Genomic DNA, 26,407 nt, shown 5'->3' with positions numbered 1-26,407 from the left:
ATCAGGTGCCGTGCACCGCACTCATGAACGCCCGGATCTTCTCCCGATCCTTGATACCCTTGCTCTTTTCAACGCCGCCGCTGACATCCACGGCATAGGGCCGGACCTGAGCGATGGCCTGCGCCACGTTGGCCGACGTCAGCCCGCCCGCCAGAATGACCGGCTTGTCCAGGTCGTCCGGAATCAATGCCCAATCGAAGGTTTCTCCGGTACCGCCCGGCACACCTTCGACGTAGGTATCGAGCAGCACGCCGCGTGCATTGCGATAGGTCCGGCAGACCCCGGCAATGTCATCACCGGCCTTGACCCTCAGCGCCTTGATGTAAGGACGATGATACCCGTCGCATTCCTCGGGTGTTTCATCGCCATGAAACTGCAGCATGTCCAGCGCGACCGCATCCAGCGTCTCGTTGAGCTCGCAGCGACTGGCGTTGACGAACAGGCCCACCGTGGTGATGAACGGCGGCAGCGCGGCAATAATGGCACGCGCCTGCAATACCGTCACCGCGCGCGGGCTTTTCGGGTAGAACACCAGGCCAATAGCGTCGGCACCCGCCTCGGCGGCAGCCAGTGCATCTTCTATGCGGGTAATCCCGCAGATCTTGCTGCGAACGGCTGACATGTCGTGAGTAACCTCCGGTTTTTCGGAAAGTCCCGGATGTTAGCAAATGCTGCCAGGATCGTCAGCCGTCCAATTCCGCAAAGCCCGTAAGAAAATGAGGACCGATATAACGCTCTGGCAACGGGAATTCATCACGGTACTCGACGCCGACCAGGTAAAGCCCATAAGGATGGGCCGTGACACCGCCGGTGCGCCGAATCCGGCTTTCCAGCACCTCGCGCGCCCACTCCACAGGACGCTCGCCGGTACCGATGGTCATCAGCACACCGGCGATATTGCGCACCATATGATGAAGAAAGGCATTGGCGCGTACATCGATCACGATCATCTTGCCGTGACGGGTCACGCGCAGATGGTGCAACTGCTTGACCGGCGACTTGGCCTGACACTGACCGGCGCGAAACGCGCTGAAATCGTGAGTACCCACCAGATATTCGGCAGCCTGCGCCATGCGCTCGACATCCAGCGGGCGGTGGTTCCAGGTAATTTCCTGGTTCAGGTGCGCCGGGCGGATCTGATCGTTGTAGATCACGTAACGATAACGCCGGGCAATGGCCTTAAAGCGTGCATGAAAGGTGGCTGGCATGACCCTGGCCCAAGTGACGCTGACATCGTGGGGCAGATTGATATTGGCGCCCATGACCCAGGCCTTCAGGGTGCGTTCGGCCTGGGTGTCGAAATGCACCACCTGACCGCAGGCATGCACGCCGGCGTCCGTGCGACCGGCACACATCAGTGAAACCGGTGACGCGGCCACTTTTGACAACGCGTCTTCAAGGGTCTCCTGCACGGTCAGCACGCCGGACGCCTGACGTTGCCAGCCGCAATAGCGCGAGCCCTTGTATTCAACGCCCAGCGCGATTCGGGAAAAGCCCTCGGCCGCCATCTCGGCGGCCGGGTTATCTATATTCGCCAAAGTGGTACAGCCTGTCGGTTCGCGAAAAGTCGGCCATTATACGGCCGCAAAAAAAACACGCTACTCAAGCCGGACATCTGAAATGCAAACGGCCGCATAAGCGGCCGTGTGCAGGTTGCCGGGGTTGATCAGGCCAGCCGCGAAAGCATTTCCCGCGCTTCGCTTTTCTGACCGTCATCGCCCTCGGTGACGACCTCATCAAGAATATCCCGAGCGCCGTCCGCATCGCCCATGTCGATGTAGGCACGCGCCAGATCAAGCTTGGTCGCCGCCTCGTCAGTACCGGACATGAAGTCGAAGTCCGGCTCGTCATCCAGCGCTGCCGCGTCCTCCGCGGTGAATCTCGGCTCATCGAGCGGCGGATGCTCGAGATTTTGCGAAAGACGCTCAAGCTCGGCATTGACGTCATCGATTTCAGTCGCGAACGCCTGACTTGCCTGATCAGTTTCAATCTCGTCCGCCAGCGACAGGTCGAAATCCTCTGGAAGCTCCAGATCATCACTGACCGGCGGCACAGCCGAGGTTTCACCCAAATCCAGCGGATCCTCGCCAAGCCCAAGCAGGAAGTCATCTTCGCTCTTGAGGGCCGGGTCTTCCTCGGACAAGTCCAGATCGAAGTCGGCGAGGTCCTGCGGCGTTGTCGCTGCACGGGCCTCTTCCTGCTGCTGCATGACCGACTCGAAGCTCAGCTCTTCGTCATCCGCTACCGCCGATACCTTGGGCTCGTCGAGCATCAGGTCATCGAGATCGTTAACAGTAGAGACTTCGGGCACAGACGGTTCTTCGAACTCGTCCAGGCTCAAGTCGAAATCGTTATCGAACGGGTCTGCCTCTTCAACAGGCTCTGCGACCAGCGGCGCGACTACTTCCGGCTCAGGTTCAGGTGTAGCAACAATTTCGGGCTCAGGCTCTGGCTCGGCCTCCTGCTCTGCCGCATCATCGGCCAGCAGTTCTTCGAGATATTTGGCATCAAGCTCTGCAACCAGCGCAGCTGTCGTGGCCGCTGCGGCGGCTGCAGCTACCACTGGGGCAGCCGATGCAGTGGAGGGTTCAGAAGCCAGCGGCGCAGCAACAGGTGCCACCGGCTTCAGGGTCGAGTTAAGTTCTTCCCGCTGCTCGACCTCAGCTTCAAGCTTTCCCGCTGCCACCAGTTTACGTTCGTGGGCGGCATAGGCTTTGTTATTACCCTGCTCGGCGTAGATTTCCATCAGTTTCAGACGGATATCGTCGCGTTTAGGGTCTTCGTTGACGGCTTCTTCCAGCAATTCAATCGCCTGATTCATACGGCCGTAAGCGATATGGATCTCGGCCTGAACCAGCGGATCGGCAGGACGTTCACGACCGGCAGCAGCTGCTGCTGCGCCTCCCATGCGCACGTTGGGCGGCGGCACATCAAGCCCGTCGAAGCTGGCAGGCGGTGCATTCATGTCCATGTCCGAGACGAAATCCGACTCCTCGGCCAGCGCACGCGCCATGCGCTTGTGCTTCTCGGCCTCGGCCTTCGCCGCGCGACGACGCGCCAGGAACAACAGCAGCAAGGCCAGAATCAGCAATACCGCACCGCCGATCAGACCAAGCAACACAGGGTTGTTGATGATTTTCTGCAGCGCGTCCTCGTCTTCGTCCGCTGCAGCAACCGGCTCTACCGCCAGCGGCTGCTCTGGCGCCGGCGTTGCAACTTCGGCAGCTCCGGCAGGCAGCGCATCTTCAGGCGCGATCTCGCCGGCCGGTTTGACCGGGGCACCGTTGGCGTCGACCAGCGAGGCAGGCACCGCCGCGTTGGCAGGCGTCGCCGCTTCCGGGGTGGCGGCAGGAGGAGGCACAGCTGCGCCAGCGGCCTGCATCTTGGCCAGTTGACCGTTTTTCAGCTCGACCAGACGCTGCAACTTGTCGAGCTGGCTTTGCAGGTCGTTCATGCGGCTTTTCAGCTCGGCATTGTCGCGACGCGTAGTGTCCAGGGCTTCCTGAGCCACGGCCAGCTTGTTGCCGACATCGCTGTCGCCCGCCGCACCTTTAGCCGCAGGCTTGCCACTTGCCGACACCAGACTGAGGTTATCGGAGGTATCGACTTTGGAGGGCGCCGCGCCCGCACGGTCACGACGGGTAGCATCGACCTGACGTGTACCGGCCGGCAGACGGCGACCTTCACGCCAGGCGCTGTATTGCCGGGAAACTTCTGCCACTGCCTGTGATTGCGGCAGCGCGGTGGTCTGTTGCGGCGTTGGAAGGCGCAGCACCTGCCCTTTCTTCAGGCGGTTGATGTTGCCACCAATGAACGCATCCGGATTCAACGCCTGAATCGCCAGCATGGTTTGCTGGACAGTCCCGCCAGTGCGCACCTTCGCAGCGATTTCCCACAGGGTGTCGTTATTGGCGGTGACGTACTGCGACTGCTTGTCCGCGGCTGGCGGCGGCACTGCGGCTGGGTTGGCAGACGGTGCCGGTGCTGGTGCCTCGGCTGCTGGCGCTTCAGCCGACGGGGCTACCGTTGCCAGTTGCGCAGGCGCCGCGGGCGCTGCAGCGGGGGCCGGGGCAGCAGCCGCAGCGGCTGCCTCGGGAGAGAATTTCGGCGGATCGAGCAGAAGGCTGTATTCACGCAGCAACCGGCCATTGGGCCAGAGCACCTGAACCAGGAACTTCACATAAGGCTCGCGCACCGGCTTGCTAGATGTAATGCGCAAGACACTTTTACCGCTGGCATTGATAACCGGGGTAAAGGTGAGATCGTTGAGAAATGCCTGACGGGTCACGCCCGCCTGCGCGAAGTCGGCCGTGGTGGCCAGGCTGGGCACAACTTGCGTTGCGTTGAGTCCCTGAGCCTCGGTCAACTCGATTTCCGCTACCAATGGCTGATTCAGGGTCGACTTGACCGACAATTCCCCGAGCCCCAGCGCCTGCGCCATACCCGATGACAGCGCTGATGCCGCAGCGATTGCTAATACCAGTTTACGAACCTGAACCATAGCCCATCCCTTGTTTAAAGATTCCCCGAGATCCGGGGAGGTAGTCCTGCATTTGGGTGTAAGGCGTATCGCCGCTAAAACAATTATTCAAATTGTTGCCAAGTATCTTTTACACATAGTCTTTTATCAACAATTCGCCAACCTGCACAGCGTTGAGCGCCGCGCCTTTGCGCACATTATCCGAGGTCAGCCACAGATTGAGCTGCTCGGAATCGTCGGTTCCCGCCCTGACGCGTCCCACATAAACCACGTCCTGACCCACCGCATCGCCCACCGGTGTAGGGTAATCACCCGCATCGACCAGCTCGATCCCCTCTGCAGACTCGAGTGCAGCATTGACCGCCGCCACGTCGACCGCCCCGGCCGTGCGCAGCGCGACAGTGAAGCTGTCACCAAAGAACACCGGTACCTGAATGCAAGTCGCAGACACTTTGAGCGATGGCAGCGCAAGCAGTTCGCGCAATTCTTCGACCAGACGCCTTTCCAGCGGCAGGTGCCCCGACGCGTCTGGTGTACCCACTTGCGCCAGCAGGTTGAACGCCATCTGGCGATCAAAAAAACGTGCTTCCAGCGGGCGGACATTCAACAGTTCGGTGGTCTGCCGTGCCAGCTCGCTGACGCCTTCACGCCCCAGTGCCGATACCGCCAGACACGCCGTTACCATCACCGACTGAATATCGATCAGGCCGCGCAACGGCGCCAGAGCCAGGGCAACCGCAGTGGCAGAAGCGCTGGGGCTGGCAACCAGACAAGGCGCGATACCACGGCTGTGCAAAAGCGTAGCATTTATTTCCGGCACCACATTCGGCGCCTGGGCTGACGTAAATGCGCCCGACAAGTCGATGACCGTGCACCCCGCTGCTACCGCTTTTTCGGCGTGACTGCGACTGACCGCAGGCCCCGCAGCGAAAAACGCCATGCGCACCGTGCTGAAATCGAATTCGTCGACTTCGCGTACGCGCACATTCTTGCCTCGAAACGGCACCGAGTGGCCTGCGGACTCGATGCTGGCCAGCAGGTACAGATTGCCCACCGGAAAATTGCGCTCCTCCAGAACCTGCACAACGGTTTCGCCGACAGTACCGGTTGCGCCGACTACGGCGATATCAAAGGACTGGCTCATGCAAAAACCTCAGGAAAATCAGGGAGCGGCACTTTAACCGCCGCACTGCCGACAGGCAATTCAAGCCGGCAATCAGGTGTGCATTTCAAGGCTCGAGCCCTATCGGGAAGAACACGCCATGGCTCCAGACGCCCAGCCAGCGCTGTCCGTCTATGTCGCGGGAGACGGCCAGCTCGACCAACTGATAGAAAACATTGCGGTGAATCAGCGCCTCAAGATTGGTTCGCACGTGAATGTACGGCGCCGGTTCCTGGGTGTCAGGGTCGGTTACAACCCGCAAAAGGTGTTCCGGTCCCGCTTCGCTTTGATCCTCGACATTGGTCAGAAAGCGCAATACCTGGCCCTCGCCCTCCCCAAGCACCTCGAGGCTGACAGCGACAAAAGGCGCGTCATCAACTGTGATGCCGACCTTCTCGACGGGCGTGACCAGGAAATAGTCATCGCCATCGCGGCGCATGATGGTAGAGAACAGCCGGACCATCGGTTTGCGGCCAATCGGCGTGCCCAGGTAATACCAGGTACCGTCGCGAGCGATACGCATGTCGATATCGCCGCAGAAGTCCGGATTCCACAAATGAACAGGCGGTAGCCCTTTGGTTTTGGGGATCTGCGCGAACAGATCACCCGCCTTGTTTGAATCGGTCACTCAACTCTCCTGACACGGCTTCTAGCGTTCGACACCCAATAAGGTACGAGCGTAGTCCTCAAGAGGCGGACCCAGCAAATCCTCGGGGCTTTTGTCGTAAAGCGTCAGCAATCCGCCACGGCTGCGAATGCGTGCGCTGTCGATGAGGTAGCGGGTGCCGGTCTCGATCAGCATCAGCTGAATGACGCCGCTGTCGACGCCCAGACGATCCACCGCTTCCTGATCGGCCCATTGATCGCCATTGCCAATGCGGTCGTCAGCCTTGGCGAAACGCGCATAGAGCAAATAATGTGCGCCCGCAGCACGCGCCTCGACCATGGCTTCATCCAGCCCCAATGGGCCTCGGGCACGACGGACCATCGGGAAGTACTCGATAAAGCCCTTGAAAGCTTCTTCAGCCACCACGTTGGGCCGCGGATAGGCGTTGCCTGGCGGCACAAAGGCGCCCTGAGCGATGTAAATGAACGAGTCAGGCTGCACGCGCCAGTTGGCAGTACGCCGGGTTTCGCTATGGTCGAGCAGACCTGCGTCGCTGAATTGCTCGCGAACACCCTCGCCCATGTCACTGACTTTCATGCAGCCACTCAACGCCAGAAGCGCGAGCAGCATAACCAGGCTACGCATTATCCCCTCCCAAATACCGGTGACGGAAAACCGGCGAATGGTCGTCGGATGCAGCTTCCGCGCCATCTCTGGCGCAGCCGGCACCAAAGCCTTGAAGCTGATGCTCAAGGCCAGGCCTGCGCGTTATTCGGCGGCAGGATCTGGCGTGGGTTCGGCGTTGACTTCGCCGTCGCGCTTGCGCTTGTTGCCCATGCGTACGCCGATGTCCATGAGGAAGTGGAAGAAGCCCTCCTGGTCTTCCAGCACGTTGCTCCAGAATGGCGAGTGATACAGCGCAACGGCGCCATGCACCAGCGCCCAGGCAGCGCAGTAATGATAGTAAGGCGGGACATCTTCGAGCTTGCCTTCGCTGATGCGGCCTTTGATCAGCAGCGTCAGGTGTTCGAAGTTCGAAGCGCGAATCTTGTGCAGTTCTTCGACCAGTTCAGGCACCTGGTTGCCCTTGACCACCTTCTCTTCCAGGCGGTCGAACAGGCGATAGCGCTGCGGGTCACGCATGCGGAATTCGAAGTAGGCGCGCGAGAGCGATTCCTTGTCCTTGTCGACATCGGCCGAATGCAGCAGCTCGTTCAGATCCCGCTCGTAGTCGAGCATCAGGCGCAGGTAGATTTCCGCCTTGGACTTGAAGTGCTTGTAGATGGTGCCTTTGCCAATGCCGACGGCGTCCGCGATCATCTCGACAGTGACGCTGTCTTCGCCTTGCTCGAGAAACAGCTTTAGCGCGGTGTCGAGAATTTCCTGCTCACGGCGGCGAAATTCACGGACCTTACGAGGTTCTTTCTGCATAGAGAGGTCTGTCAGGATCGAAATCGAAGCCGGGTATTATGCCCAATCGGCGCTAAATTGCACGGTTCATCCATACTTGTCGACCTGCATGAACGATTCGCACCGGTCAGCCCGGGCGCCCGATACCGTTCCAGTGCGGTGGCAACCTAGTGCGCTGGCAACGCTGGAGAGGCAACGACAAACTCCAGATAACCCGTGATCACCACATACAACGTGAAGTAGGCAAAGATCAGCGCCGAGGCAATGTACGACCAGCGCAACATTCGTTCGCCCATGAAACGCCCACCCTGATGAGCCAGCGCGCACAGCGAGATCGACCAGACCACGCCCGCAGCGACAAACCCGGCGAGAAAGGTCGAAGCACTGACAAGATCAGAGCCTTGCCGGGCAATCAGCGCTCCGCCGACTGCGGCAAACCAGAGGATGGCGCTGGGTGAGGACATCGCCAGAAAGATCCCGCGCAGGAACAGCGCCAGGCTGGATTTTTCCGATTCAACCGCCTGACTGTCGAGACCGTTGCTGACGGTGGTAGCACTCATGATCATTCTGAAGCAGAACCAGGCCAGCACCGCCGTGCCGCCAATCCAGAGCACGTAGCGCACGGCTTCATATTGCAGCAGCACGGCCATGCCGAGCATCGCCAGGATTGCATAGGCCAGATCACCGACGCAGGTTCCCAGCCCGAGCCACAGCCCTCTGGAAAAACCGCGCTGCATGGACAGCGTGATCATGGCGATGTTTGCCAGACCAATGTCCAGGCACAAGGACAGACTCAGCAGAAAACCGTTGGAAAACTCCACCCCACCACTCCATTACTGCAGCGCCCAGGTATTTAGCCCGATAAAAGTGTTCATCGAGCACTCAAGGAGCGCTTTAGTATTCCAAAACTGTTTAAAAAACGATCAAAAGACACTGGACGCTACGCCGTCCTGAACAATACTTAAGCTGCTGCCGCGTCATCATTCCCCAAATGACTCGGCAGTAGAGGCGCCAAAGGACTAGCGCGCCTTTGTTTTACTCCTAATGGTCTTAACCCGGCTTCACCCCCCAGAATCCGGGTTTTTTTTGCCTGCGATTTGTCTGCCCGTGAACGTGTGCATCCGTCAGCGCTGAACGTGCGCCAGCGGAAACAGGCGAGCGAAATTGGCCGTGGTCTGCTCGGCAAAGCGCTCGTAGGACTCGCCTCGCAGCATTGCCAGAAACTCGGCCACCTCACGTACGTACTGGGGCAGATTCGGCTTGCCCCGATACGGGATGGGCGCGAGGTACGGGGAGTCGGTCTCGACCAGCAGACGATCGGCGGGCACCTGCCTTGCAACGTCGCGCAGGGCATCGGCGTTGCGAAACGTCACGATACCGGACAGCGAAATGTAGTAACCCAGGTCCAGCGCGGCCTTGGCCATCTCCCAGTCTTCGGTGAAACAGTGCAGGACACCGGCGTGGGGCAAGGCCGCTTCACGCAGCAGGCTGAGGGTATCGGCACGTGCGCCCCGAGTGTGGATGACCACTGGTTTTTCAGTGATTCTGGCCGCCTCGAGGTGAACCCGGAAAGACGCCTGTTGCAGCTCGGCCGCTTCAGGTTCGTAGTGATAGTCCAGACCGGTCTCACCAATCGCTACCACCCGCGGGTGATCCAGCTCCTTGAGCAACCAGTCCAGAGGCGGCATTTCGCCGGGCTTCACGTCCAGCGGATGAATGCCCACCGAGCAATCGACATCCGCGTAGCGTTCGGCGAGTGCCTTGACCGCACCCGCATTGTCGGCGCTGACACCGATGCAGAGAAAATGCCCGACCCCTCTGCCGCGGGCGGCGTCGAGTGCGGCATCCAGAGAGCCGTCGTGCTGGGCAAGGTCAAGGCGATCGAGGTGACAATGGGAATCTACAAGCATGGGTTAAAACACAACTACATCGTATGGGTTGGACGATCGGACTTGAGAGCGCCGACCAGGTGAGTTTCGATCAGATTGCGGGCGGTGTTGTCGCCGTCATTGAACTGCACGCCAACGCCGGCAGTGCGATTGCCCTGCGCGCCTTTCGGCGTGATCCAGGCAACACGACCGGCCACCGGAACCTTCTCCGGTTCGTCCATCAGATTAAGAAGCATGAACACTTCATCGCCCAGCTTGTAGCTTTTGCTGGTCGGAATGAACAGCCCGCCGTTTCTGATGAACGGCATATAAGCAGCGTAAAGAACGGACTTGTCCTTGATGGTCAGGGACAGAATGCCATTACGTGGACCTGTGCTCGGCGGCAGATTCATGACAACACCTCAACGGTTCCGGATAACGCAGAGTCTACGCCTGTCCCGGCAGACCTGCCCACTGCACCAACAACGCTTCAAGCAGCAAAACCCGATTGAGGTTGGCCTTGGACATGACTTTCTGGCGCTGCGCCAGAATCCAGTCCTGAATATCCAGCACTTTGGCGCGAGAAGACTTCTGCGCCAGGTATTGAATCACCTTGCGCATGTCACCCAGGCCAAGGCCCTCCTCGTCCTGCGTCATCTGATAGCGCAGGATCAAGTGCGACCAGTCACAGAACCAGTCGAACAGCAATAACAGCGGAATATCCTTCCAGCCCTCGGCCAGCTGGGTAGCCGACTGTTGTTGCTTGAGCAGCTTCTTGACGCCGTCGACCACCAGCGCGCGCTGTTCGCGAACACCCTGCGCGTGCAGCGCCACCGCAGCCAGCGGTGACCCGGCGGCCAGCGTCAGCAACTCGAAGCGCTCGTCCTGCGTGCAATCGGGCAATGCGCCGCTCAGCCAGTCGAGACTCATCTGCTCGCCGGGCAACGGGCAGGCCTGCTGCACACAGCGGCTCTTGACCGTTGGCAGCAAGCGGCTCGGTTGATGGCTGACCAACAACAGAACGGTATTGCCTGAAGGCTCTTCCAGACTTTTCAGCAAGGCATTGGCCGCGTTGGTATTCATCGCTTCCACCGGCTCGACGAGCACCACCTTGCGCCCGCCCATCTGGGCGGTCTGCACCACGAAACTGACCAGATCACGCACCTGATCGACCTTGATCGGCTTGTCCGCCTCTTCCGGCTCGAGCACGTAATTGTCGGGATGGCTGCCAGCCGCCAACAGCAGACAGGACTTGCAGTGCCCGCAGGCATCAAGCCCGTCAGGCGTCTTGCACAACAAGCTGGCCATCAGCCGTTCAGCCAGGGCGCGCTTACCGATACCCGCAGGCCCGTGCAGCAGATAAGCGTGAGCGTGCTGGGCGCGACCGGCCATCTGCTGCCAGAGCGAAGCCTGCCAGGGATAGGCTTCAGCCACGTTGCAGCTCCAGCAACTGAGGCAGCAAGGTGTCGAGGGAATCCTGCACATCGGCCAGGGTCTGTCCGGCGTCTACCAGGCGATAGCGCGCAGGTTCAGCCTTGGCGCGCTCCAGATAGGTGCTACGCACGGCGTCGAAGAAAGCCCGCCCTTCCTGCTCGAACCGATCCAGCCGACCGCGTGCAGCGGCGCGTGACAGGCCGATCTCTACCGGCAGGTCGAACACCAGCGTCAGGTCAGGGCGCAGGTCGCCTTGAACGAACTGCTCCAGCGCTGCGATACGCTCATGGGACAGGCCGCGACCGCCGCCCTGATAGGCGTAGGTGGCATCGGTAAACCGATCACAGAGCACCACCTCGCCACGCGCCAGCGCGGGACGAATGACTTCGGCCAAATGCTGGGCACGCGCGGCAAACACCAGCAGCAATTCGGTGTCGGCGCTCATGGCCTCGTCGCTGGGCGCCAGCAACAACTCGCGAATACGCTCGGCCAGCGGAGTGCCACCTGGCTCGCGGGTCAGCAGTACCTGAACCCCCTGCGCACGCAACTGTGCCGCCAGGTAGTCGCGGTTGGTGCTTTTGCCTGCACCTTCCGGGCCTTCAAGAGTGATAAACAAGCCAGTCACAGGTCATCCTTAATCGTCATCATTGCGCACTCGGCTCGGACTGCGGGGCATCTGGAACATCCGCAGGCACGGCTTCCGAAGAGGGCGAGTCAGTTGCCGGTGCCGGTGTGGCAGGTGCCGGGCTGGAGCGATAATCCGCGCGGCGCTTGAGCTGATAGTCACGCACGGCCGCGTTATGGGCATCCAGATCGTCCGAGAACACATGGCTGCCGTCACCCTTGGCCACGAAATACAGGCTGCTGCCGTCTACTGGATTGAGCGCAGCGTGAATCGCTTCGCGCCCCACCAGCGAAATAGGCGTCGGCGGCAGGCCGGCGATCACGTAGGTGTTATAGGGCGTCGCTTCCTTGAGGTTGGCGCGGGTCAGCTTGCCGTTGTAGCGCTCGCCCATGCCGTAGATCACGGTCGGATCGGTCTGCAACTGCATGCCCAGCTTCAGGCGACGCACGAACACGCCGGCTATCTGGCCGCGCTCCTGAGGTACACCGGTCTCCTTCTCGACCAAAGACGCCATGATCAGCGCCTGGTAAGGATTTGAGTAGGGAGCCTCTGACGAACGCGCATTCCATTCCTCGTCGAGTACTTCTTCCAGGCGGCTGTAGGCCTGCTTGAGCAATTCGACGTCGGTCATGCCGCGCACGTAGCGGTAAGTGTCCGGAAAGAAACGGCCTTCAGGAAACACGTCGGGGTGGCCAATTTTCGCCATCAGCTCGCTGTCGGACAGACCTGCCAGCGTTTGATCGAGCTTGGGCTGTTTGGCAAGCGCGGCACGCACCTGGCGGAAATTCCAGCCTTCGACCAGCGTCAGGCTGTATTGCACGACTTCCTTGCGCTTCCAGACGTCGAACAGGCCCTTGACGTTCATGCCCGGCATCATGCGGTATTCACCGCTGTGCAGCGCCTGTCCGGACAGGTTGAAACGCCAGTAAAGACGCAGCCAGAAAGCGTCCTTGATCACGCCATCGGCCTGCAATCGATTGAGTACGCCGGTCGGCGTCGAACCGGCCGGAACGTCCAGCAGTTGCTCCTGAGCCACCTCAAGCGGTTGGTTCAGTGCCTGATACTGCTGCCAGAACGCAAAGCCGAGCAGCAAACCTGCCAGGACAACCGCTGTTTCCAGCAACACCAATATTTTTCGGATCAAAATCAGATATCCAGAAGGCTGCGGGCAATACCTTGCAGTTTACGGGTCAGCGGCCCGACCGGCCAGTTCAACGCTGCAAAGCTGCGAACCGGCCAGACGCCGTACACGCTATTGCATAGAAACACTTCGTCTGCCGATTCCAGGTCAGACATGTGCAGGTCACGGATATCGACAGCCAACCCCAGCTTTGGTGCTTGGTCCAGCAGCTCGGCACGCATCACACCTGCGACCCCGCAGCGGCTGAGATCAGCAGTCAGCAAACGGCCCTGACTGACCAGAAACAGGTTGCTGTAGACACCCTCTATCAGTCGCCCGGACATATCACGCATCAAACCCTCGGCGTGCTCGCTGTCACTCCACTCGGAGCGGGCCAGTACCTGCTCCAGACGATTGAGATGTTTGAGTCCGGCCAGAAGCGGCTGTTCCGCCAGTCGCGTCTGGCAGGCAAACAGGCGCACGCCCTGCTCGGCATGCGCACCGGGATAGGCTGGCGCATGGCCGCCCTGCAGGATTCGACGCGATTGGGCATTGGGGGCCGGGGCGTAGCCGCGCTGGCTGTCGCCACGGGTAAGGATGAGTTTCATGACCCCATCACCAAGCTCTGCAGCGAAGCGGGTCATTTCTGCACGGATCAGCGCGTGATCGGTTGCGATCGACAAGCGTGCGCAGCCGCTTTCGAGACGCTGCAGATGGCGCTCCAGGAGCAAAGGCTGCCCGGCCTTGACGACGATTGTTTCAAACAGTCCATCGCCGTAAGCCAGCCCTCGATCCTTGAGGGACAAGGCGTCTGCGGGGCAGCCATCGACCCAGTCGGGCATTACTCGGCGAACCGACGGAATACCAGCGAGCCGTTGGTGCCACCGAAGCCGAAGGAGTTCGACAGAACAACGTCGATCGGCATGCGCCGCGCTTCGTGAGGCACGAAGTCCAGATCGCAGCCTTCGCTTGGCTCATCCAGGTTGATGGTCGGTGGAGCCACCTGATCAACCATTGCCAGGACGCTGAAGATCGCTTCGACAGCACCAGCGGCGCCCAGCAGGTGGCCGGTCATCGACTTGGTCGAACTGACTGCCAGCTTGTAGGCGTGATCACCGAATACCGACTTGATCGCAGAAGCTTCGGCCAGATCGCCTGCAGGCGTCGACGTACCGTGTGCGTTGATGTACTGCACCTGATCGGGATTGACCTTGGCATCACGCAACGCATTGACGATGCAGCGTGCAGCACCGGCGCCGTCATCAGGAGGCGAAGTCATGTGATAAGCATCGCCGCTCATACCGAACCCGACCAGCTCTGCATAAATGGTCGCACCACGCGCCTTTGCGTGCTCGAGCTCTTCGAGCACCATGGCACCGGCACCGTCGGACAGGACGAAGCCATCACGGCCCTTGTCCCAGGGGCGACTGGCGCGGGTCGGGTAATCGTTGCGGGTCGACAGTGCACGCGCTGCACCGAAGCCACCCAGACCGAGCCCACAGGCGGCCATTTCAGCGCCGCCGGCGATCATCACGTCCGCTTCGTCATAGGCGATGTTGCGAGCCGCCATGCCGATGCAGTGGGTTGCAGTCGTGCAAGCCGTCGCGATGGAGTAATTGGGTCCCTGTGCACCCAGATGGATCGACAGGAAACCGGAAATCATATTGATGATCGAGCCAGGAACGAAGAACGGTGATATCCGCCCCGGACCCTGCTCGTGCAGCAGGCGACTGCTGTTTTCGATATTGGTCAGACCACCGATGCCCGAACCCATGGCAACGCCGATGCGCTCACGGTTTGCATCAGTGACTTCAAGGCCTGCATTACGCACGGCCTGAAAGCTGGCCGCGAGGCCATACTGAATAAAGAGATCGAGGCGACGCGCTTCTTTGGGCGCGAGGTATTCTTCGACGTTGAAACCCTTGACCGAGCCGCCGAAGCGGGTGGTGAAGGCTGACAAGTCCGTGTGCTCGATAAGGCCAATGCCACTGCGGCCCGCCAGAATGCCTTGCCAACTGCTGGGCACGTCATTGCCCAGTGGCGAAAGCATGCCCATCCCGGTGACCACGACGCGTCTACGCGACACAGGACTCTCCTTCTCTCTTGTTTACGGAACAATCACAGCGTTTTTTAAAGAAAAAACCGCACGCCGGTTAAAGCAGTGCGGTTTTCCCGTGACAGCAGTCAGCGATTACAAATCTTAAGCCTGATGGCTAGTGACGTAGTCGATTGCTGCTTGAACGGTAGTGATCTTTTCCGCTTCTTCGTCCGGGATTTCGGTCTCGAATTCCTCTTCCAGAGCCATTACCAGCTCGACGGTGTCCAGGGAGTCAGCGCCCAGGTCCTCAACGAAAGAAGCAGTGTTGACAACCTCTTCTTGTTTGACGCCAAGTTGCTCTGCAACGATTTTCTTGACGCGCTCTTCGATGGTGCTCATACCTAGTTTTAACTCCTAGTGGAAATGTTCAGGCATCTGGCCAGTGGGTAAGTGTATAGAAGAGGTTTTGCGAATTTCAAGCTTAACGCTCTCCCCTTATGCCCAACCGTACCTTTGCCCATTCATAGATTGCAGCTTTATAACGGATTTTAGACAGCTCGTATGACATTTTTTTGAAACAGGTCGTCACATTAGCTCATGTACATGCCGCCGTTAACAGGGATTGTGGCCCCGGTAACGTAGCCTGCGCCTTCGGACGCAAGAAAAGCGACTACGTGCGCAATCTCTTCGGCTTGTCCCAAACGGCCCAGGGGTATCTGGGTAATCAGTGACTCACGCTGAGCCTCAGGCAGCTCACGCGTCATGTCGGTATCGATAAAACCCGGTGCCACCGAATTCACGGTGACCGCCCGCGAGCCCACTTCACGGGCCAGAGCCCGACTGAAGCCTTCCAGACCGGCCTTCGCGGAAGCATAGTTTACTTGACCGGCGTTGCCCATGGCACCCACAACCGAACCAATGCTGATAATACGCCCCCAACGCGCTTTGGTCATGCCACGCAGAACGCCCTTGGAAAGACGGAAAAGGCTGTTCAGATTGGTGTTGACGACGTCATACCATTCGTCATCTTTCATGCGCATCATCAGGTTATCACGGGTGATACCGGCGTTATTGACCAGAATCAACGGTGCGCCGACGCGCTCCTGAATGGTGGACAGAACCGAATTCACAGACTCGGCATCGCAGACATCCAGCATCAGGCCAAAGCCTTCGATGCCGTTTTCCTTGAACGTCGCGCTGATGCGCTCGGCACCGGACTCTGACGTCGCGGTACCCACGACAACAGCACCGTTGCGTCCTAATTCCAGAGCAATGGCTTGACCAATGCCGCGACTTGCACCGGTTACCAGTGCCACTTTACCTTGAAGGCTCATGCAGGCTTCTCCTAATCAGGCCAGTGCCGCGCGCGCGGCGGCAAAGGCGTCCGGGGTATCAAGGTTGTAGGTCATCACGCCGTCGGCGCAACGCTTGTTCAGACCGGCCAGCACTTTGCCCGGACCGCACTCCACAAGCTGGGTCGCACCTCGACTGGCCAGGCATTGAATGGATTCGACCCAGCGTACCGGCTTGTACAACTGCTCCAGCAAATCACGCTTGAGCGTCGCCAGATCACTGACGGCACTGGCGCTGACGTTCTGTACCAGCGCAATTTCCGGCGCTTGCCATTCGATGGCTTCAACGGCCTCGGCGAAACGCTCGGCGGCCGGGCGCATCAGTTCGCAGTGCGATGGCACGCTGACCGGCAATGGCAAAGCGCGCTTGGCGCCACGGGCCTTGCACAGCTCCATGGCACGCTTGACAGCCTCGGCGGAACCGGCGATCACCACCTGGCCCGGCGAGTTGAAATTCACAGCACTGACGACCTCACCCTGTGCCGCTTCGGCGCAGGCTGCGATAACGTCGGCATCATCGAGCCCCAGAATGGCGGCCATGCCACCCTGACCCGCTGGTACCGCTTCCTGCATCAACTGGCCGCGACGCTCGACAAGCTTCACGGCGTCGGCCAGGCTCAGGCTTTGCGCGGCTACCAGTGCACTGTATTCACCCAGACTGTGACCAGCGACGAACGCAGGAACCGCACCGCCCTCGGCCAGCCACACATGCCACAAGGCAACCGAAGCGGTCAAAATGGCCGGCTGGGTCTTGTCGGTCTGATTGAGCAACTCGGCAGGACCGTTCTGAGTCAATGCCCACAGGTCATAGCCGAGGGCTTCGGAAGCCTGCTCGAAAGTGTCGAGGATCAGCGGATGTTGCGCGCCTTGTTCGGCGAGCATACCGAGCGATTGCGATCCTTGACCCGGAAAGACGAATGCGAGGGATGCAGACATTTGACAAGCCTCTGAATTATTGTCGCCAAAATGGGCGTCCGGACAGGCCGAACGCGGGAATTCTAATGTATATGACTGATCGGTTGGATGACTGACCAGTCTGATGCGTCACATTTTCAGCTTCGGTCGTCCTGAAACATCGTTTCAAGCCGCCCCTTCAAGCGCTGTGGCAGGTTTTCACGGGACTCGACGAGCGCTCGCTGAATCGCACTCTGAAAACCTGAAACACTGGCAGAACCGTGGCTTTTCACCACGACCCCCTGCAACCCGAGCAGGCTCGCGCCATTATGACGGGCGGGCGCCAGGTCGGTCTGCAAGCGCTTCAGCAAGGGCAACGCCAGCGCGCCGACCGCCCTGCTGAGCAGATTGCGCTGGAACAGCGTCTCGATTCTGGCCGCAATCATCGTCGCCAGCCCCTCACTCGACTTGAGCAATACGTTGCCGACGAAACCATCACACACCACTACGTCAGCTTCCCCCCTGTACAACCCGTCACCTTCGACATAGCCAATGTAGTTAAGCCCCGAGGCAGACTGCAAAAGACCGGCAGCACGCTTGACCTGCTGATTGCCCTTGATGTCCTCAGTGCCCACATTGAGCAAGGCCACTCTGGGCGTTGCGACACCGAGGATCTCGGCAAGCACCGAGCCCATCACTGCAAACTGATAGAGCGCCTCGGCGCTGCAATCGACGTTCGCCCCCAGGTCCAGCAACTGGCAATGACCTGAGCGAGTGGGAATGGCTGCGATCATTGCCGGGCGATCAATCCCTGGCAAGGTCTTGAGCACAAACCGGGAAAGCGCCATCAGCGCACCGGTATTGCCGGCACTGACACATGCCTGGGCCTGACCGCTGGCCACCAGCTCGAGAGCTACGCGCATGGAGGAGTCAGGCTTGCCACGCAACGCCTGAGACGGACGCTCGTCCATCGCAATCGCTTCACTGGCATGAATGACACGCAGGCGCGAACGGTCCACAGCTTCATGAGCAGAGACGAGTTCTTCAATAAGGGAGGCTTGACCGACAAGGGCCAGGTGAAGCGAGGGAGTAGCTGTCAGGCACGCGAGGCTTGCCTGAACAATGTTGCGGGGACCGAAGTCCCCGCCCATTGCGTCGATCGCGATGATCGGAGCGGACAAGAAATTACTCGTCAGCGCCCTTGTCGATCACTTTACGACCACGGTATACGCCTTCTGGCGATACGTGGTGACGCAGGTGAATTTCACCAGTGGTCTTTTCTACCGACAGAGTGCTTGCCTCAAGAGCGTCGTGCGAACGACGCATGTCACGGGCAGAGCGGGATTTTTTGTTCTGCTGAACAGCCATAATTGATTAACTCCTAAACGTTTGGGTCACGCTTTAACTGCGCCAATACACTGAACGGGTTGGACCGCGTTACCTCGTCCACGCTCGGTTCGGGCTCATCGAGACCCGCCGGTTGCTGGCATTCTTCAGGATGATGAGCAGGCACAATGGGCAAGGCGAGCAATAGCTCCTCCTCGATCAATGCCAGCAGATCCAAAGGATCTTCGCCCAGTTCCAGCACGTCATAACCTTTCGGTAACGACTGGGTATTCGCACCCTCCTTCACCACAACGTAACTGCATTCGCTGTGGATCGGCAGGGTCACCAGCTCAAGACAACGCTGGCAAACCATCTTGACCGGGACGTCTATCGAACTGTGGATAACCACAGAACGACGTTCGTCACGCTCAAAAACGAATTTCGCCTGCACCGTACCGACAGTGTCGGCAAGCGGGTCGCAGAGTCTCTTCAGATCGCCCAGCAGCACTTCACCCTGAAGGGTAGTGCCGCGATCGGACAATTTGCGCGGGTCAACGTGAGATGGAATCGGGTCATTCAACATAGGCGCAGCATTCTAGGGATGCCCCCCGGGCATGTCAAAGGAAATTCAGGCCTGTTCGTCACTCCGGCCACTCTTTAGAATCAACGCTCAGCCTACGGAGAACCGCATGCCATCCCTGCTCCTCGCTTCCAGCTCCTCATACCGCCGCGAACTGCTCGCCCGCCTGCGCCTGCCATTCACCTGCAGGTCTCCGGATATCGATGAAAGCCGGCGACCGAACGAGGCCGCATTCGACCTCGTACAGCGCCTTGCCCGAGAGAAAGCCCAAGCGCTCGCCGCCGAGCATCCACAGCACCTGATCATCGGCTCCGACCAGGTCGCCGTCCTTGACGAACAGGTCCTGGGCAAGCCACACAGCTTCGAGCGCGCACTGGAACAGCTGACGGCAGCGAGCGGCAAAAGCGTGACCTTCCTGACCGGCCTGGCCCTGCTCAATAGCTCGACCGGCGAGTGCCAGGTCGACTGCGTGCCTTTTTCAGTGCACATGCGCGAACTCGACCGGGCCAGCATCGAACGCTATCTGCATGCCGAACAGCCCTATGACTGCGCTGGCAGCTTCAAGGCAGAAGGCCTTGGCGTCAGCCTGTTTCGCAGCACCGAAGGCAGTGACGCGACCAGCCTGATCGGCCTGCCGCTGATACGCCTGGTGGACATGCTTATAAAGGAAGGCGTCAGCGTACCCTGACCCTTACATACAAAGAACCCGGCCATTGGCCGGGTTCTTTATGCCTACATCAAGCCATCAACGCAGGCTTGGGCCGTTGAAACCGACCAGCATGGCAATTCGCTCGGCGATACTGGTGCCCAGCTTTTTCGAAAAGCGATCGAAAGGCGACTCTTCGACGGTGTACTCGACGATGTCCTTTTCCTTGATCACGTCACGCGCAACATAACTTGCACTGCCCAGCCCATCCACCAGACCCAGCGCAACAGCCTGCTCGCCGGTCCAGATCAGCCCGGAGAACAGCTCTGGGTGCTCCTTGTCCTTCAGCCGGTCGCCACGACCCTGTTTGACACTGGCGATGAACTGACGATGAGTCGTGTCCAGCACGCCCTGCCAGAACTGCGTTTCATCAGCCTTCTGCGGCTGGAACGGGTCAAGGAAGGCCTTGTGCTCGCCGGAGGTATAGGTACGACGATCAACACCGAGCTTGTCCATGGCACCGACAAAACCGAAACCTGCCGCCGTGACACCGATCGACCCCACCAGACTGGCTTTGTCGGCATAGATCTGGTCAGCGGCGCTGGCGATGTAATAAGCACCCGAAGCACCGAGATCGGTAATGACCGCATACACCTTGATGTCCGGCTTCGTCGCGCGCAAACGTCGAATTTCGTCGTAGACATAGCCCGACTGCACCGGACTGCCGCCCGGGCTGTTGATACGCAGAATCACACCCTTGGTCTTTTCATCCTCGAAGGCCTTCTGCAGCGCAGTGACAATGTTCTCGGCACTGGCCGCTTCCTTGTCGGCAATCACGCCCTGCACATCGATCAGCGCAGTGTGGCTGGAACGGCGCGAAGTGCCGCCCTCGAAATCCAGCATCGGTACGATCACTGCAACAAACAGGAACGCGAACGTCAGCAGCTTGAAAAAGATTCCCCAGCGACGCGCCCGGCGCTGCTCCTGAACACTGGCCAGCAGCGTCTTTTCAAGAAGCTTCCAGCTTTTTGCCTCTTCCCTGCCATTGATGCCCTCGTCCGCGCTTTGCGAAACGGGTGCCTTCCATTCGTCAGACATGTTCCAATCACTCCAACCCGAAAACTAGACGCCGCGCCCGTTCAACCAGGTGCGCAGCTCGGAAAAATGCTCGATAGCCAGCCGCGGCTCGAACTGACGCAGCGACTCCAGCGGCTGAGCGCCATAGCCCACCGCAACCGAATCCATACCCGCATTGCGAGCCATCAGCAGATCGAACGAAGCATCGCCAATCATCAGCGAACGCTGCGGGGTAACCTCACAGTGCGCCATGATCTCGTTCAACATCAGCGGATCAGGCTTGCTGGCGGTCTCGTCGGCCGCCCGGGTGGCATCGAAGTAATCCTGCCAGCCATTGGCCTTCAGCACACGATCGAGCCCGCGACGCGCCTTGCCGGTAGCGACCGCCAGACGATAACCATCCTCGCGAAACGCCTGCATCGACTCTACAACACCGTCGAACAGCGGCGACGGCACGTTATCCATTGCCATATAACTGTCTGCGTAGCGCTGGCGAAAATCGATTAGCTGATTGCCGCTGATCTGCGGATACAGGGTTCGAATCGCCTCAGGCAGCCCCAGGCCGATAATCCCCTTGATCGCGGTATCGTCGCGAATTTCAAGGTCAGTCTCGATGGCCGCCGTACGCATGGACAGGATGATGCGCCCGATCGAGTCGGCCAGCGTGCCGTCCCAGTCGAAAATCAACAGGTCGTAATCACGGCGCACTCAAACGCTCCACTGTTTTGGCCCACATGTCATCGACAGGCGCCTGCACATTAAGTTTGCTGCCATCGGGCATCGGCACCGTGAGCATGTAGGCGTGCAAAAACAGACGCTTGCCGCCCAGATCGCGAATTTCGCGACTGAAATTCTCGTCACCGTACTTGGTGTCACCTGCAATGGCATGCCCTGCGTGCAAGGTGTGCACACGGATCTGGTGAGTACGCCCGGTGACCGGCTTGGCTTCGACCATGGTGGCAAAATCGCCGAAACGACGCAGCACCTTGAAAATCGTCAGGGCCTCCTTGCCCTCTTCATTCACTTCGACCATGCGTTCGCCGGAGCGCAGGTTGCTTTTCATCAGCGGTGCACGAACCTGCTTCAACGCTGTTGCCCAGTTACCGCGGACCAACGCCATGTAGCGCTTGTCTACGCCGTCGCCGCGCAGGGCTTCATGCAGATGACGCAGCATGCTGCGTTTCTTGGCGATCATCAGCAAACCGGATGTATCGCGATCGAGACGGTGAACCAGCTCGAGCTCCTTGGCATCAGGGCGCAACTGGCGGAACGCTTCGATCACGCCAAAGCTCAGGCCACTGCCGCCATGCACGGCGATACCTGCAGGCTTGTTGAGCACGATAAGCGCCTTGTCTTCGTAGACGATCGCAGCTTCGAGACGCTGCAACAATGCCTGCGCGACCGGCACAGGCTCGTCGCGCTCAGGCACGCGCACAGGAGGAATGCGCACGATATCGCCTGCCTGCAACTTGTACTCCGGCTTGATCCGCCCCTTGTTCACACGCACTTCGCCTTTGCGCAAAATGCGGTAAATCAAGGTTTTGGGCACACCCTTGAGATAAGTGATCAGAAAGTTATCGATGCGTTGACCGGCAAGTTCCGGGGCAACCTCAACCAGCTGGACGCCGGGGGTTGGAGGGGCAATATTCGTCATGCCGCAAATGATAACAATTTTTTATGGATTTGAAGCACTTAATGATTGCTGCTATAGTCGCGAACGCCGCCAAAAGCGGCCGGACAGCGGACCAACGGTTGACAACCGGCCCTGACCAACGCAATTCACAAGGACGGGAGGCCGTCCTACGCAGTGTTCGGTGACAACGGAGCACGCTGAAAACGTAACAAGCGCAGGTGACATGAGGCCGGAAACACGCCTGACAGCAGAGCAGACAGCTCGCGGCCAGTGCGGACAGTTCATGGCCAGTTCACAAAGTGCAGTCGCTTTCAGACGCTACGAGCGAATGCTTCGGGAACAACGCCTCAAGCCATGATGCGCGACCTTCCCTATCGAAGGTCGCGGTAAATGCCAACCCGCTGCGGATTCTGCGCGCGGCAGCACCCGAATTATCAGGGATACGTGTAGGGTGGAGACGCACAACCATCGGACTGTGTAGCACAAGGCTTGTTCTAGACGCTTCATCTCGTCCGCTACCGATGGTCGATTCCTCCTCCTGACAAAGCTTTTGCTGAAAGGGGTGTCTTATGCCACCACAGCAAGCAGGAAACGTCGTCGCGACCCTCCGCCCCCTCTGGGCGAGGACCTCGCTAGACACTGGAGTGTCCAACCACTCCTGACGTGCCCTGACACCGACCGTGAGAAGTCGTGTGTGCCGAACGCCGTTTCCGGCAGCCCGGAAACCGACGGTACTACATGAAAAGAATGCTGATTAACGCAACTCAACCCGAAGAGTTGCGTGTTGCACTGGTAGACGGCCAGCGCCTCTACGACCTGGACATCGAGTCAGGTGCACGCGAGCAGAAGAAGGCCAACATCTATAAAGGCCGAATCACTCGCATCGAACCCAGCCTCGAGGCTGCCTTTGTCGATTTCGGCTCTGAGCGCCACGGCTTCCTGCCACTCAAGGAAATCTCCCGCGAGTACTTCAAGAAAGCCCCCGAAGGCCGCGTCAACATCAAGGACGTCCTGAGCGAAGGCCAGGAAGTCATCGTTCAGGTAGAGAAAGAAGAACGTGGCAACAAGGGCGCAGCCCTGACCACCTTCATCAGCCTCGCTGGCCGCTATCTGGTTCTGATGCCCAACAACCCTCGTGCCGGCGGCATCTCGCGTCGTATTGAAGGTGAAGAGCGCAACGAACTGCGTGAAGCCCTCAACGGCCTGATCGCGCCAGCCGACATGGGTCTGATCGTTCGTACTGCCGGCCTGGGCCGCAGCAGCGAAGAAATGCAGTGGGACCTCGATTACCTGCTGCAACTGTGGACCGCCATCAAGGAAGCGTCCCTCGATCGCTCCGCCCCTTTCCTGATCTACCAGGAAAGCAACGTCATCATCCGCGCCATCCGTGACTACCTGCGCCAGGATATCGGTGAAGTCCTGATCGACAGCATCGAAGCCCAGGAAGAAGCACTGACCTTCATCCGTCAGGTGATGCCGCAGTACGCCAGCAAGATCAAGCTGTACGAAGACAGCGTTCCGCTGTTCAACCGCTTCCAGATCGAAAGCCAGATCGAAACCGCCTTTCAGCGTGTTGTCGAACTGCCTTCCGGCGGCTCCATCGTCATCGATCCGACCGAAGCCCTGGTGTCCATCGACATCAACTCGGCGCGCGCCACCAAAGGCAGCGACATCGAAGAAACCGCCCTGCAGACCAACCTTGAAGCGGCTGAGGAAATCGCCCGTCAATTGCGTCTGCGTGACATCGGCGGCCTGATCGTCATCGACTTCATCGACATGACGCCGGCCAAGAACCAGCGCGCCGTGGAAGAAAAAGTCCGCGAAAGCCTGGAAGCCGACCGTGCCCGCGTGCAGATCGGTCGTATTTCGCGCTTCGGCCTGCTGGAAATGTCCCGTCAGCGCCTGCGTCCATCGCTGGGCGAAAGCAGCGGCATCGTCTGCCCTCGCTGCAACGGCACCGGCATCATCCGTGATGTTGAATCCCTGTCGCTGGCCATCCTGCGCCTGATCGAAGAAGAAGCCCTGAAAGACCGCACTGCCGAAGTGCGCGCTCAGGTGCCGATTCCGGTCGCGGCCTTCCTGCTCAACGAAAAACGCAACTCGATCACCAAGATCGAACTGCGCACCCGTGCCCGCATCATCATTCTGCCGAACGATCAGCTGGAAACTCCGCACTTCGAAGTTCAGCGCCTGCGTGATGACAGCCCTGAAGCGCACAGCAGCCAGACCAGCTACGAAATCGCTGCTGCCGCTGCCGAAGTGGAAGAAATTGCACCACTGGCCGCCGCAACCCGCACCCTGGTTCGTCAGGAAGCAGCCGTCAAGACTGCCCCGGCCCGTGCCAATGCGCCGGTCCCGGTAGAAGCCGCTGCCCCTGCGCCAACGCCTGCACCGGTACCCGTCGCTCACGAGCCAAGCCTGTTCAAGGGTCTGGTGAAATCCCTGGTCAGCCTGTTCGCGACCAAGGAAGAGCCTGTCGCTCCGGTCGTGGTTGAAAAGCCTGTTGCAGAACAGCGTCCAGCCCGCAACGAGGAACGCCGCAACGGCCGCCAGCAGAGCCGTGGCCGCAACAATCGCCGCGACGAAGAGCGCAAGCCTCGTGAAGAACGCGCCCCGCGCGAAGAACGTGCAGAGCGCGCTCCACGTGAGGAACGTGCAGAGCGCGCTCCACGTGAGGAACGTGCACCTCGTGAAGAGCGCACCGTTCGCGAACCGCGTGAAGCCCGCGAGGAGTCGGCTCCGCGCGAAGAGCGTCCAGCCCGCACCACCCGCGAGCGCAAGCCACGTGAAGCGCGCGAAGATCGCCCGGTTCGCGAACTGCGCGAGCCTCTGGATGCAGCCCCGGCGGTGAGCCTCGCTCGTGAGGAGCGCCCTGAACGCGCACCACGCGAAGAGCGCCAGCCGCGCGCACCTCGTGAAGAACGTCAACCACGCGCCGAACAGGCCGCGGCTGCCGTGAGCGAAGAAGAGGAAGTGCTGCTCAACGAAGAGCAGACACATGACGAGAACCAGGAAGGCAACGACGGTAGCGAAGGCGACCGCCCTCGCCGCCGCTCGCGTGGCCAGCGTCGTCGCAGCAATCGTCGTGAGCGTCAGCGCGATGCCAATGGCAACGTGATCGAAGGCTCCGAAGAGAACGGCAACGAAGAAGAAGGCAGCGCCACCGACCTGTCGGCGGGTCTAGGCTTCACCGCCGCAGCTTCCGCTGCCAGCAGCGTGATCAGCGCGCCTGCCGAAGCCGACGCGCATCAGCAGGCCGAACGTGCCAACAGCAACGCAGCCGCTGCAGACGCCGAGCCTGTGCATCAGGAAACTGCTGCCGAAGCGCCTGTGACTGAAACGCCAGCCACCGAAGCACCGGTTGCCGAAAAAGCACCGACCGTTGCCGAGCCGGCTGTCGAAGCACCTGCCGTTGAAGCCCCTGTGGCAGACGATGCTCCTGTAGCACAGCCTGCTCCAGAGGTTGAAGTTCAGCCGGCAGCGGTCGAAGCACCTGCCATTGCTGCACAGTCCGAACTGTTCGAAGCACCTCACGCAGAACGCGTAGTGCCGTTCAAGCCGACGCCAGAGCCAGCACCACAGGCGCCGGTCGAAGCAGCGGCTCATGAGGAAGTGCCAGCCACTGAATCATCCGAACTGCCAACGCCTGCACCTGCTGCTGTCGTCGAGCCGGTAGCGCTGAAAGAAGAGCCTGCTCCTTACGTCGCGCCTCAGCCGGTCGTTGAAGAACAGGCACCTGCCCCACAAGAGCAGGCACCTGCGGCTGAAGAAGCAGCGCCTGCACCAGTGGTCAGCAGCACGGGCCGCGCACCGAACGATCCTCGTGAAGTTCGTCGTCGCAAGCGTGAAGAAGAAGCACGTCGTCAACAGGAAGCCGCTGCTGCCAGCGCTCCAGTCGTCGAAGCAGCGCCTGCTGCCACTGAAGCAGAATCGGCCCAGCCTTCACCGGCAGCCGAGGAAAAGACCGAAGAAGCGGCAACTGAGCAACCAGCAGTTAAACCGCAACATGAAGCCGAGAAAGAAAACGAGCATAAACCCCTCGTCTAACCCCGGCACATGAAAAAGCCCCGCCTGTGCAAACAGGCGGGGCTTTTTCATGTCCGTTGGTTGAGGATTGCACCGCGTTCATCTTCAATACGCGGCGCTTGATCTGAT

26 protein-coding genes are annotated in these 26,407 nt (G+C 59.8%); 2 read left to right on the top strand and 24 right to left on the bottom strand.

Going from position 1 to position 26,407, the window contains the following annotated elements; translation table 11 throughout:
• Position 1: 1 nt before the first annotated feature.
• The 21 genes from JOE39_RS01880 to JOE39_RS01780 all read right to left on the bottom strand — a co-directional run bounded on the left by JOE39_RS01880 (position 2) and on the right by JOE39_RS01780 (position 18,899).
• Entirely contained in the window at positions 2 to 622 is a 621-nt protein-coding gene (locus JOE39_RS01880; RefSeq protein WP_003318492.1) for a phosphoribosylanthranilate isomerase, read from the bottom strand.
• A gap of 61 nt (positions 623 to 683) precedes the next feature.
• Complete coding sequence (gene truA, locus JOE39_RS01875) at positions 684 to 1,508, bottom strand: tRNA pseudouridine(38-40) synthase TruA (protein ID WP_003390841.1); 825 nt, start codon at positions 1,506 to 1,508, stop codon at positions 684 to 686.
• 158 nt (positions 1,509 to 1,666) lie between these two features.
• Entirely contained in the window at positions 1,667 to 4,501 is a 2,835-nt protein-coding gene (locus tag JOE39_RS01870; RefSeq protein WP_210077994.1) for a FimV/HubP family polar landmark protein, read from the bottom strand.
• A gap of 109 nt (positions 4,502 to 4,610) precedes the next feature.
• Positions 4,611 to 5,624, bottom strand: coding sequence for an aspartate-semialdehyde dehydrogenase (locus tag JOE39_RS01865; protein ID WP_003421348.1), 1,014 nt, complete (start codon positions 5,622 to 5,624; stop codon positions 4,611 to 4,613).
• An 85-nt stretch (positions 5,625 to 5,709) separates the two neighbouring features.
• Positions 5,710 to 6,270: a DUF1285 domain-containing protein gene (locus JOE39_RS01860; protein ID WP_003390850.1), complete on the bottom strand. Its 561-nt coding sequence runs from the start codon at positions 6,268 to 6,270 to the stop codon at positions 5,710 to 5,712.
• 21 nt (positions 6,271 to 6,291) lie between these two features.
• Entirely contained in the window at positions 6,292 to 6,894 is a 603-nt protein-coding gene (locus JOE39_RS01855; RefSeq protein ID WP_003318496.1) for a DUF4823 domain-containing protein, read from the bottom strand.
• 123 nt (positions 6,895 to 7,017) lie between these two features.
• Positions 7,018 to 7,680: a TetR/AcrR family transcriptional regulator gene (locus tag JOE39_RS01850; protein ID WP_003347824.1), complete on the bottom strand. Its 663-nt coding sequence runs from the start codon at positions 7,678 to 7,680 to the stop codon at positions 7,018 to 7,020.
• A gap of 146 nt (positions 7,681 to 7,826) precedes the next feature.
• Positions 7,827 to 8,480 carry a LysE family transporter gene (locus JOE39_RS01845; protein WP_024662238.1) on the bottom strand — a complete coding sequence of 218 codons (654 nt, stop codon included), beginning with the start codon at positions 8,478 to 8,480 and terminating at the stop codon, positions 7,827 to 7,829.
• A 303-nt stretch (positions 8,481 to 8,783) separates the two neighbouring features.
• The gene (locus tag JOE39_RS01840; protein ID WP_003318499.1) at positions 8,784 to 9,569 is read right to left on the bottom strand and encodes a TatD family hydrolase; all 786 of its coding nucleotides are present in this window, start codon (positions 9,567 to 9,569) and stop codon (positions 8,784 to 8,786) included.
• Positions 9,570 to 9,583: 14 nt separating this feature from the next.
• Positions 9,584 to 9,940, bottom strand: coding sequence for a PilZ domain-containing protein (locus tag JOE39_RS01835; RefSeq protein WP_003318502.1), 357 nt, complete (start codon positions 9,938 to 9,940; stop codon positions 9,584 to 9,586).
• Between the two features lie 34 nt (positions 9,941 to 9,974).
• Positions 9,975 to 10,961 carry a DNA polymerase III subunit delta' gene (locus JOE39_RS01830; protein WP_003347832.1) on the bottom strand — a complete coding sequence of 329 codons (987 nt, stop codon included), beginning with the start codon at positions 10,959 to 10,961 and terminating at the stop codon, positions 9,975 to 9,977.
• Positions 10,954 to 11,586, bottom strand: a complete 633-nt coding sequence (gene tmk, locus JOE39_RS01825) for a dTMP kinase (protein WP_010405696.1) — start codon at positions 11,584 to 11,586, stop codon at positions 10,954 to 10,956. The genes JOE39_RS01830 and tmk overlap by 8 nt, the downstream gene beginning before the upstream one ends.
• A 19-nt stretch (positions 11,587 to 11,605) precedes the next feature.
• Positions 11,606 to 12,730, bottom strand: coding sequence for an endolytic transglycosylase MltG (mltG, locus tag JOE39_RS01820; RefSeq protein WP_010405692.1), 1,125 nt, complete (start codon positions 12,728 to 12,730; stop codon positions 11,606 to 11,608).
• Positions 12,731 to 12,732: 2 nt separating this feature from the next.
• Positions 12,733 to 13,548 carry an aminodeoxychorismate lyase gene (gene pabC, locus JOE39_RS01815; protein WP_024664689.1) on the bottom strand — a complete coding sequence of 272 codons (816 nt, stop codon included), beginning with the start codon at positions 13,546 to 13,548 and terminating at the stop codon, positions 12,733 to 12,735.
• The gene (gene fabF, locus JOE39_RS01810) at positions 13,548 to 14,792 is read right to left on the bottom strand and encodes a beta-ketoacyl-ACP synthase II (protein WP_210077996.1); all 1,245 of its coding nucleotides are present in this window, start codon (positions 14,790 to 14,792) and stop codon (positions 13,548 to 13,550) included. Before fabF ends, pabC begins: the two co-directional genes overlap by 1 nt.
• 114 nt (positions 14,793 to 14,906) lie before the next feature.
• Positions 14,907 to 15,143: an acyl carrier protein gene (acpP, locus tag JOE39_RS01805; protein ID WP_003227051.1), complete on the bottom strand. Its 237-nt coding sequence runs from the start codon at positions 15,141 to 15,143 to the stop codon at positions 14,907 to 14,909.
• A 191-nt stretch (positions 15,144 to 15,334) separates the two neighbouring features.
• Entirely contained in the window at positions 15,335 to 16,078 is a 744-nt protein-coding gene (gene fabG / locus JOE39_RS01800; RefSeq protein WP_003318510.1) for a 3-oxoacyl-ACP reductase FabG, read from the bottom strand.
• Between the two features lie 15 nt (positions 16,079 to 16,093).
• Positions 16,094 to 17,032 (bottom strand): ACP S-malonyltransferase, encoded by a 939-nt coding sequence (gene fabD, locus JOE39_RS01795; RefSeq protein WP_004418598.1) that lies wholly within the window; start codon positions 17,030 to 17,032, stop codon positions 16,094 to 16,096.
• 116 nt (positions 17,033 to 17,148) lie between these two features.
• A complete protein-coding gene (gene plsX / locus JOE39_RS01790) occupies positions 17,149 to 18,171 on the bottom strand; it encodes a phosphate acyltransferase PlsX (protein WP_017279271.1) in 1,023 nt (340 codons plus the stop codon).
• Positions 18,172 to 18,175: 4 nt separating this feature from the next.
• Complete coding sequence (rpmF, locus tag JOE39_RS01785; protein WP_002552688.1) at positions 18,176 to 18,358, bottom strand: 50S ribosomal protein L32; 183 nt, start codon at positions 18,356 to 18,358, stop codon at positions 18,176 to 18,178.
• Between the two features lie 13 nt (positions 18,359 to 18,371).
• A complete protein-coding gene (locus tag JOE39_RS01780) occupies positions 18,372 to 18,899 on the bottom strand; it encodes a YceD family protein (RefSeq protein ID WP_003390869.1) in 528 nt (175 codons plus the stop codon).
• A gap of 106 nt (positions 18,900 to 19,005) precedes the next feature.
• On the opposite strand from JOE39_RS01780, the gene JOE39_RS01775 reads away from it, so the two are divergent.
• Positions 19,006 to 19,584 (top strand): Maf family nucleotide pyrophosphatase, encoded by a 579-nt coding sequence (locus JOE39_RS01775; RefSeq protein ID WP_003390872.1) that lies wholly within the window; start codon positions 19,006 to 19,008, stop codon positions 19,582 to 19,584.
• A gap of 57 nt (positions 19,585 to 19,641) precedes the next feature.
• On the opposite strand, the gene sppA is transcribed toward JOE39_RS01775, so the two are convergent.
• The 3 genes from sppA to rluC are packed head-to-tail and all read right to left on the bottom strand — an operon-like array spanning position 19,642 to position 22,273.
• Entirely contained in the window at positions 19,642 to 20,640 is a 999-nt protein-coding gene (sppA, locus tag JOE39_RS01770; RefSeq protein ID WP_003421328.1) for a signal peptide peptidase SppA, read from the bottom strand.
• A gap of 24 nt (positions 20,641 to 20,664) precedes the next feature.
• The gene (locus tag JOE39_RS01765; protein WP_074908186.1) at positions 20,665 to 21,327 is read right to left on the bottom strand and encodes an HAD-IA family hydrolase; all 663 of its coding nucleotides are present in this window, start codon (positions 21,325 to 21,327) and stop codon (positions 20,665 to 20,667) included.
• Complete coding sequence (gene rluC, locus JOE39_RS01760) at positions 21,317 to 22,273, bottom strand: 23S rRNA pseudouridine(955/2504/2580) synthase RluC (protein WP_003317474.1); 957 nt, start codon at positions 22,271 to 22,273, stop codon at positions 21,317 to 21,319. The genes JOE39_RS01765 and rluC overlap by 11 nt, the downstream gene beginning before the upstream one ends.
• 726 nt (positions 22,274 to 22,999) lie before the next feature.
• Between rluC and rne the strand changes: the two genes are divergently transcribed.
• The gene (rne, locus tag JOE39_RS01755) at positions 23,000 to 26,299 is read left to right on the top strand and encodes a ribonuclease E (protein ID WP_210077997.1); all 3,300 of its coding nucleotides are present in this window, start codon (positions 23,000 to 23,002) and stop codon (positions 26,297 to 26,299) included.
• Positions 26,300 to 26,407 lie beyond the last annotated feature (108 nt).

Origin of the sequence: Pseudomonas sp. PvP100 (assembly GCF_017833055.1) — a bacterium.
Lineage (GTDB): Bacteria > Pseudomonadota > Gammaproteobacteria > Pseudomonadales > Pseudomonadaceae > Aquipseudomonas > Aquipseudomonas syringae.
This window is presented reverse-complemented; position numbering and strand designations above follow the sequence as displayed.

Coding starts and splice junctions, on each gene's coding strand:
- JOE39_RS01880 (WP_003318492.1), bottom strand. CDS start 622: ATGTCAGCCGTTCGCAGCAAGATCTGCGGGATTACCCGCATAGAAGAT.
- truA (WP_003390841.1), bottom strand. CDS start 1,508: ATGGCGGCCGAGGGCTTTTCCCGAATCGCGCTGGGCGTTGAATACAAG.
- JOE39_RS01870 (WP_210077994.1), bottom strand. CDS start 4,501: ATGGTTCAGGTTCGTAAACTGGTATTAGCAATCGCTGCGGCATCAGCG.
- JOE39_RS01865 (WP_003421348.1), bottom strand. CDS start 5,624: ATGAGCCAGTCCTTTGATATCGCCGTAGTCGGCGCAACCGGTACTGTC.
- JOE39_RS01855 (WP_003318496.1), bottom strand. CDS start 6,894: ATGCGTAGCCTGGTTATGCTGCTCGCGCTTCTGGCGTTGAGTGGCTGC.
- JOE39_RS01850 (WP_003347824.1), bottom strand. CDS start 7,680: ATGCAGAAAGAACCTCGTAAGGTCCGTGAATTTCGCCGCCGTGAGCAG.
- JOE39_RS01840 (WP_003318499.1), bottom strand. CDS start 9,569: ATGCTTGTAGATTCCCATTGTCACCTCGATCGCCTTGACCTTGCCCAG.
- JOE39_RS01835 (WP_003318502.1), bottom strand. CDS start 9,940: ATGAATCTGCCGCCGAGCACAGGTCCACGTAATGGCATTCTGTCCCTG.
- pabC (WP_024664689.1), bottom strand. CDS start 13,548: ATGCCCGACTGGGTCGATGGCTGCCCCGCAGACGCCTTGTCCCTCAAG.
- acpP (WP_003227051.1), bottom strand. CDS start 15,143: ATGAGCACCATCGAAGAGCGCGTCAAGAAAATCGTTGCAGAGCAACTT.
- fabG (WP_003318510.1), bottom strand. CDS start 16,078: ATGAGCCTTCAAGGTAAAGTGGCACTGGTAACCGGTGCAAGTCGCGGC.
- fabD (WP_004418598.1), bottom strand. CDS start 17,032: ATGTCTGCATCCCTCGCATTCGTCTTTCCGGGTCAAGGATCGCAATCG.
- rpmF (WP_002552688.1), bottom strand. CDS start 18,358: ATGGCTGTTCAGCAGAACAAAAAATCCCGCTCTGCCCGTGACATGCGT.
- JOE39_RS01780 (WP_003390869.1), bottom strand. CDS start 18,899: ATGTTGAATGACCCGATTCCATCTCACGTTGACCCGCGCAAATTGTCC.
- JOE39_RS01775 (WP_003390872.1), top strand. CDS start 19,006: ATGCCATCCCTGCTCCTCGCTTCCAGCTCCTCATACCGCCGCGAACTG.
- sppA (WP_003421328.1), bottom strand. CDS start 20,640: ATGTCTGACGAATGGAAGGCACCCGTTTCGCAAAGCGCGGACGAGGGC.
- rluC (WP_003317474.1), bottom strand. CDS start 22,273: ATGACGAATATTGCCCCTCCAACCCCCGGCGTCCAGCTGGTTGAGGTT.
- rne (WP_210077997.1), top strand. CDS start 23,000: ATGCTGATTAACGCAACTCAACCCGAAGAGTTGCGTGTTGCACTGGTA.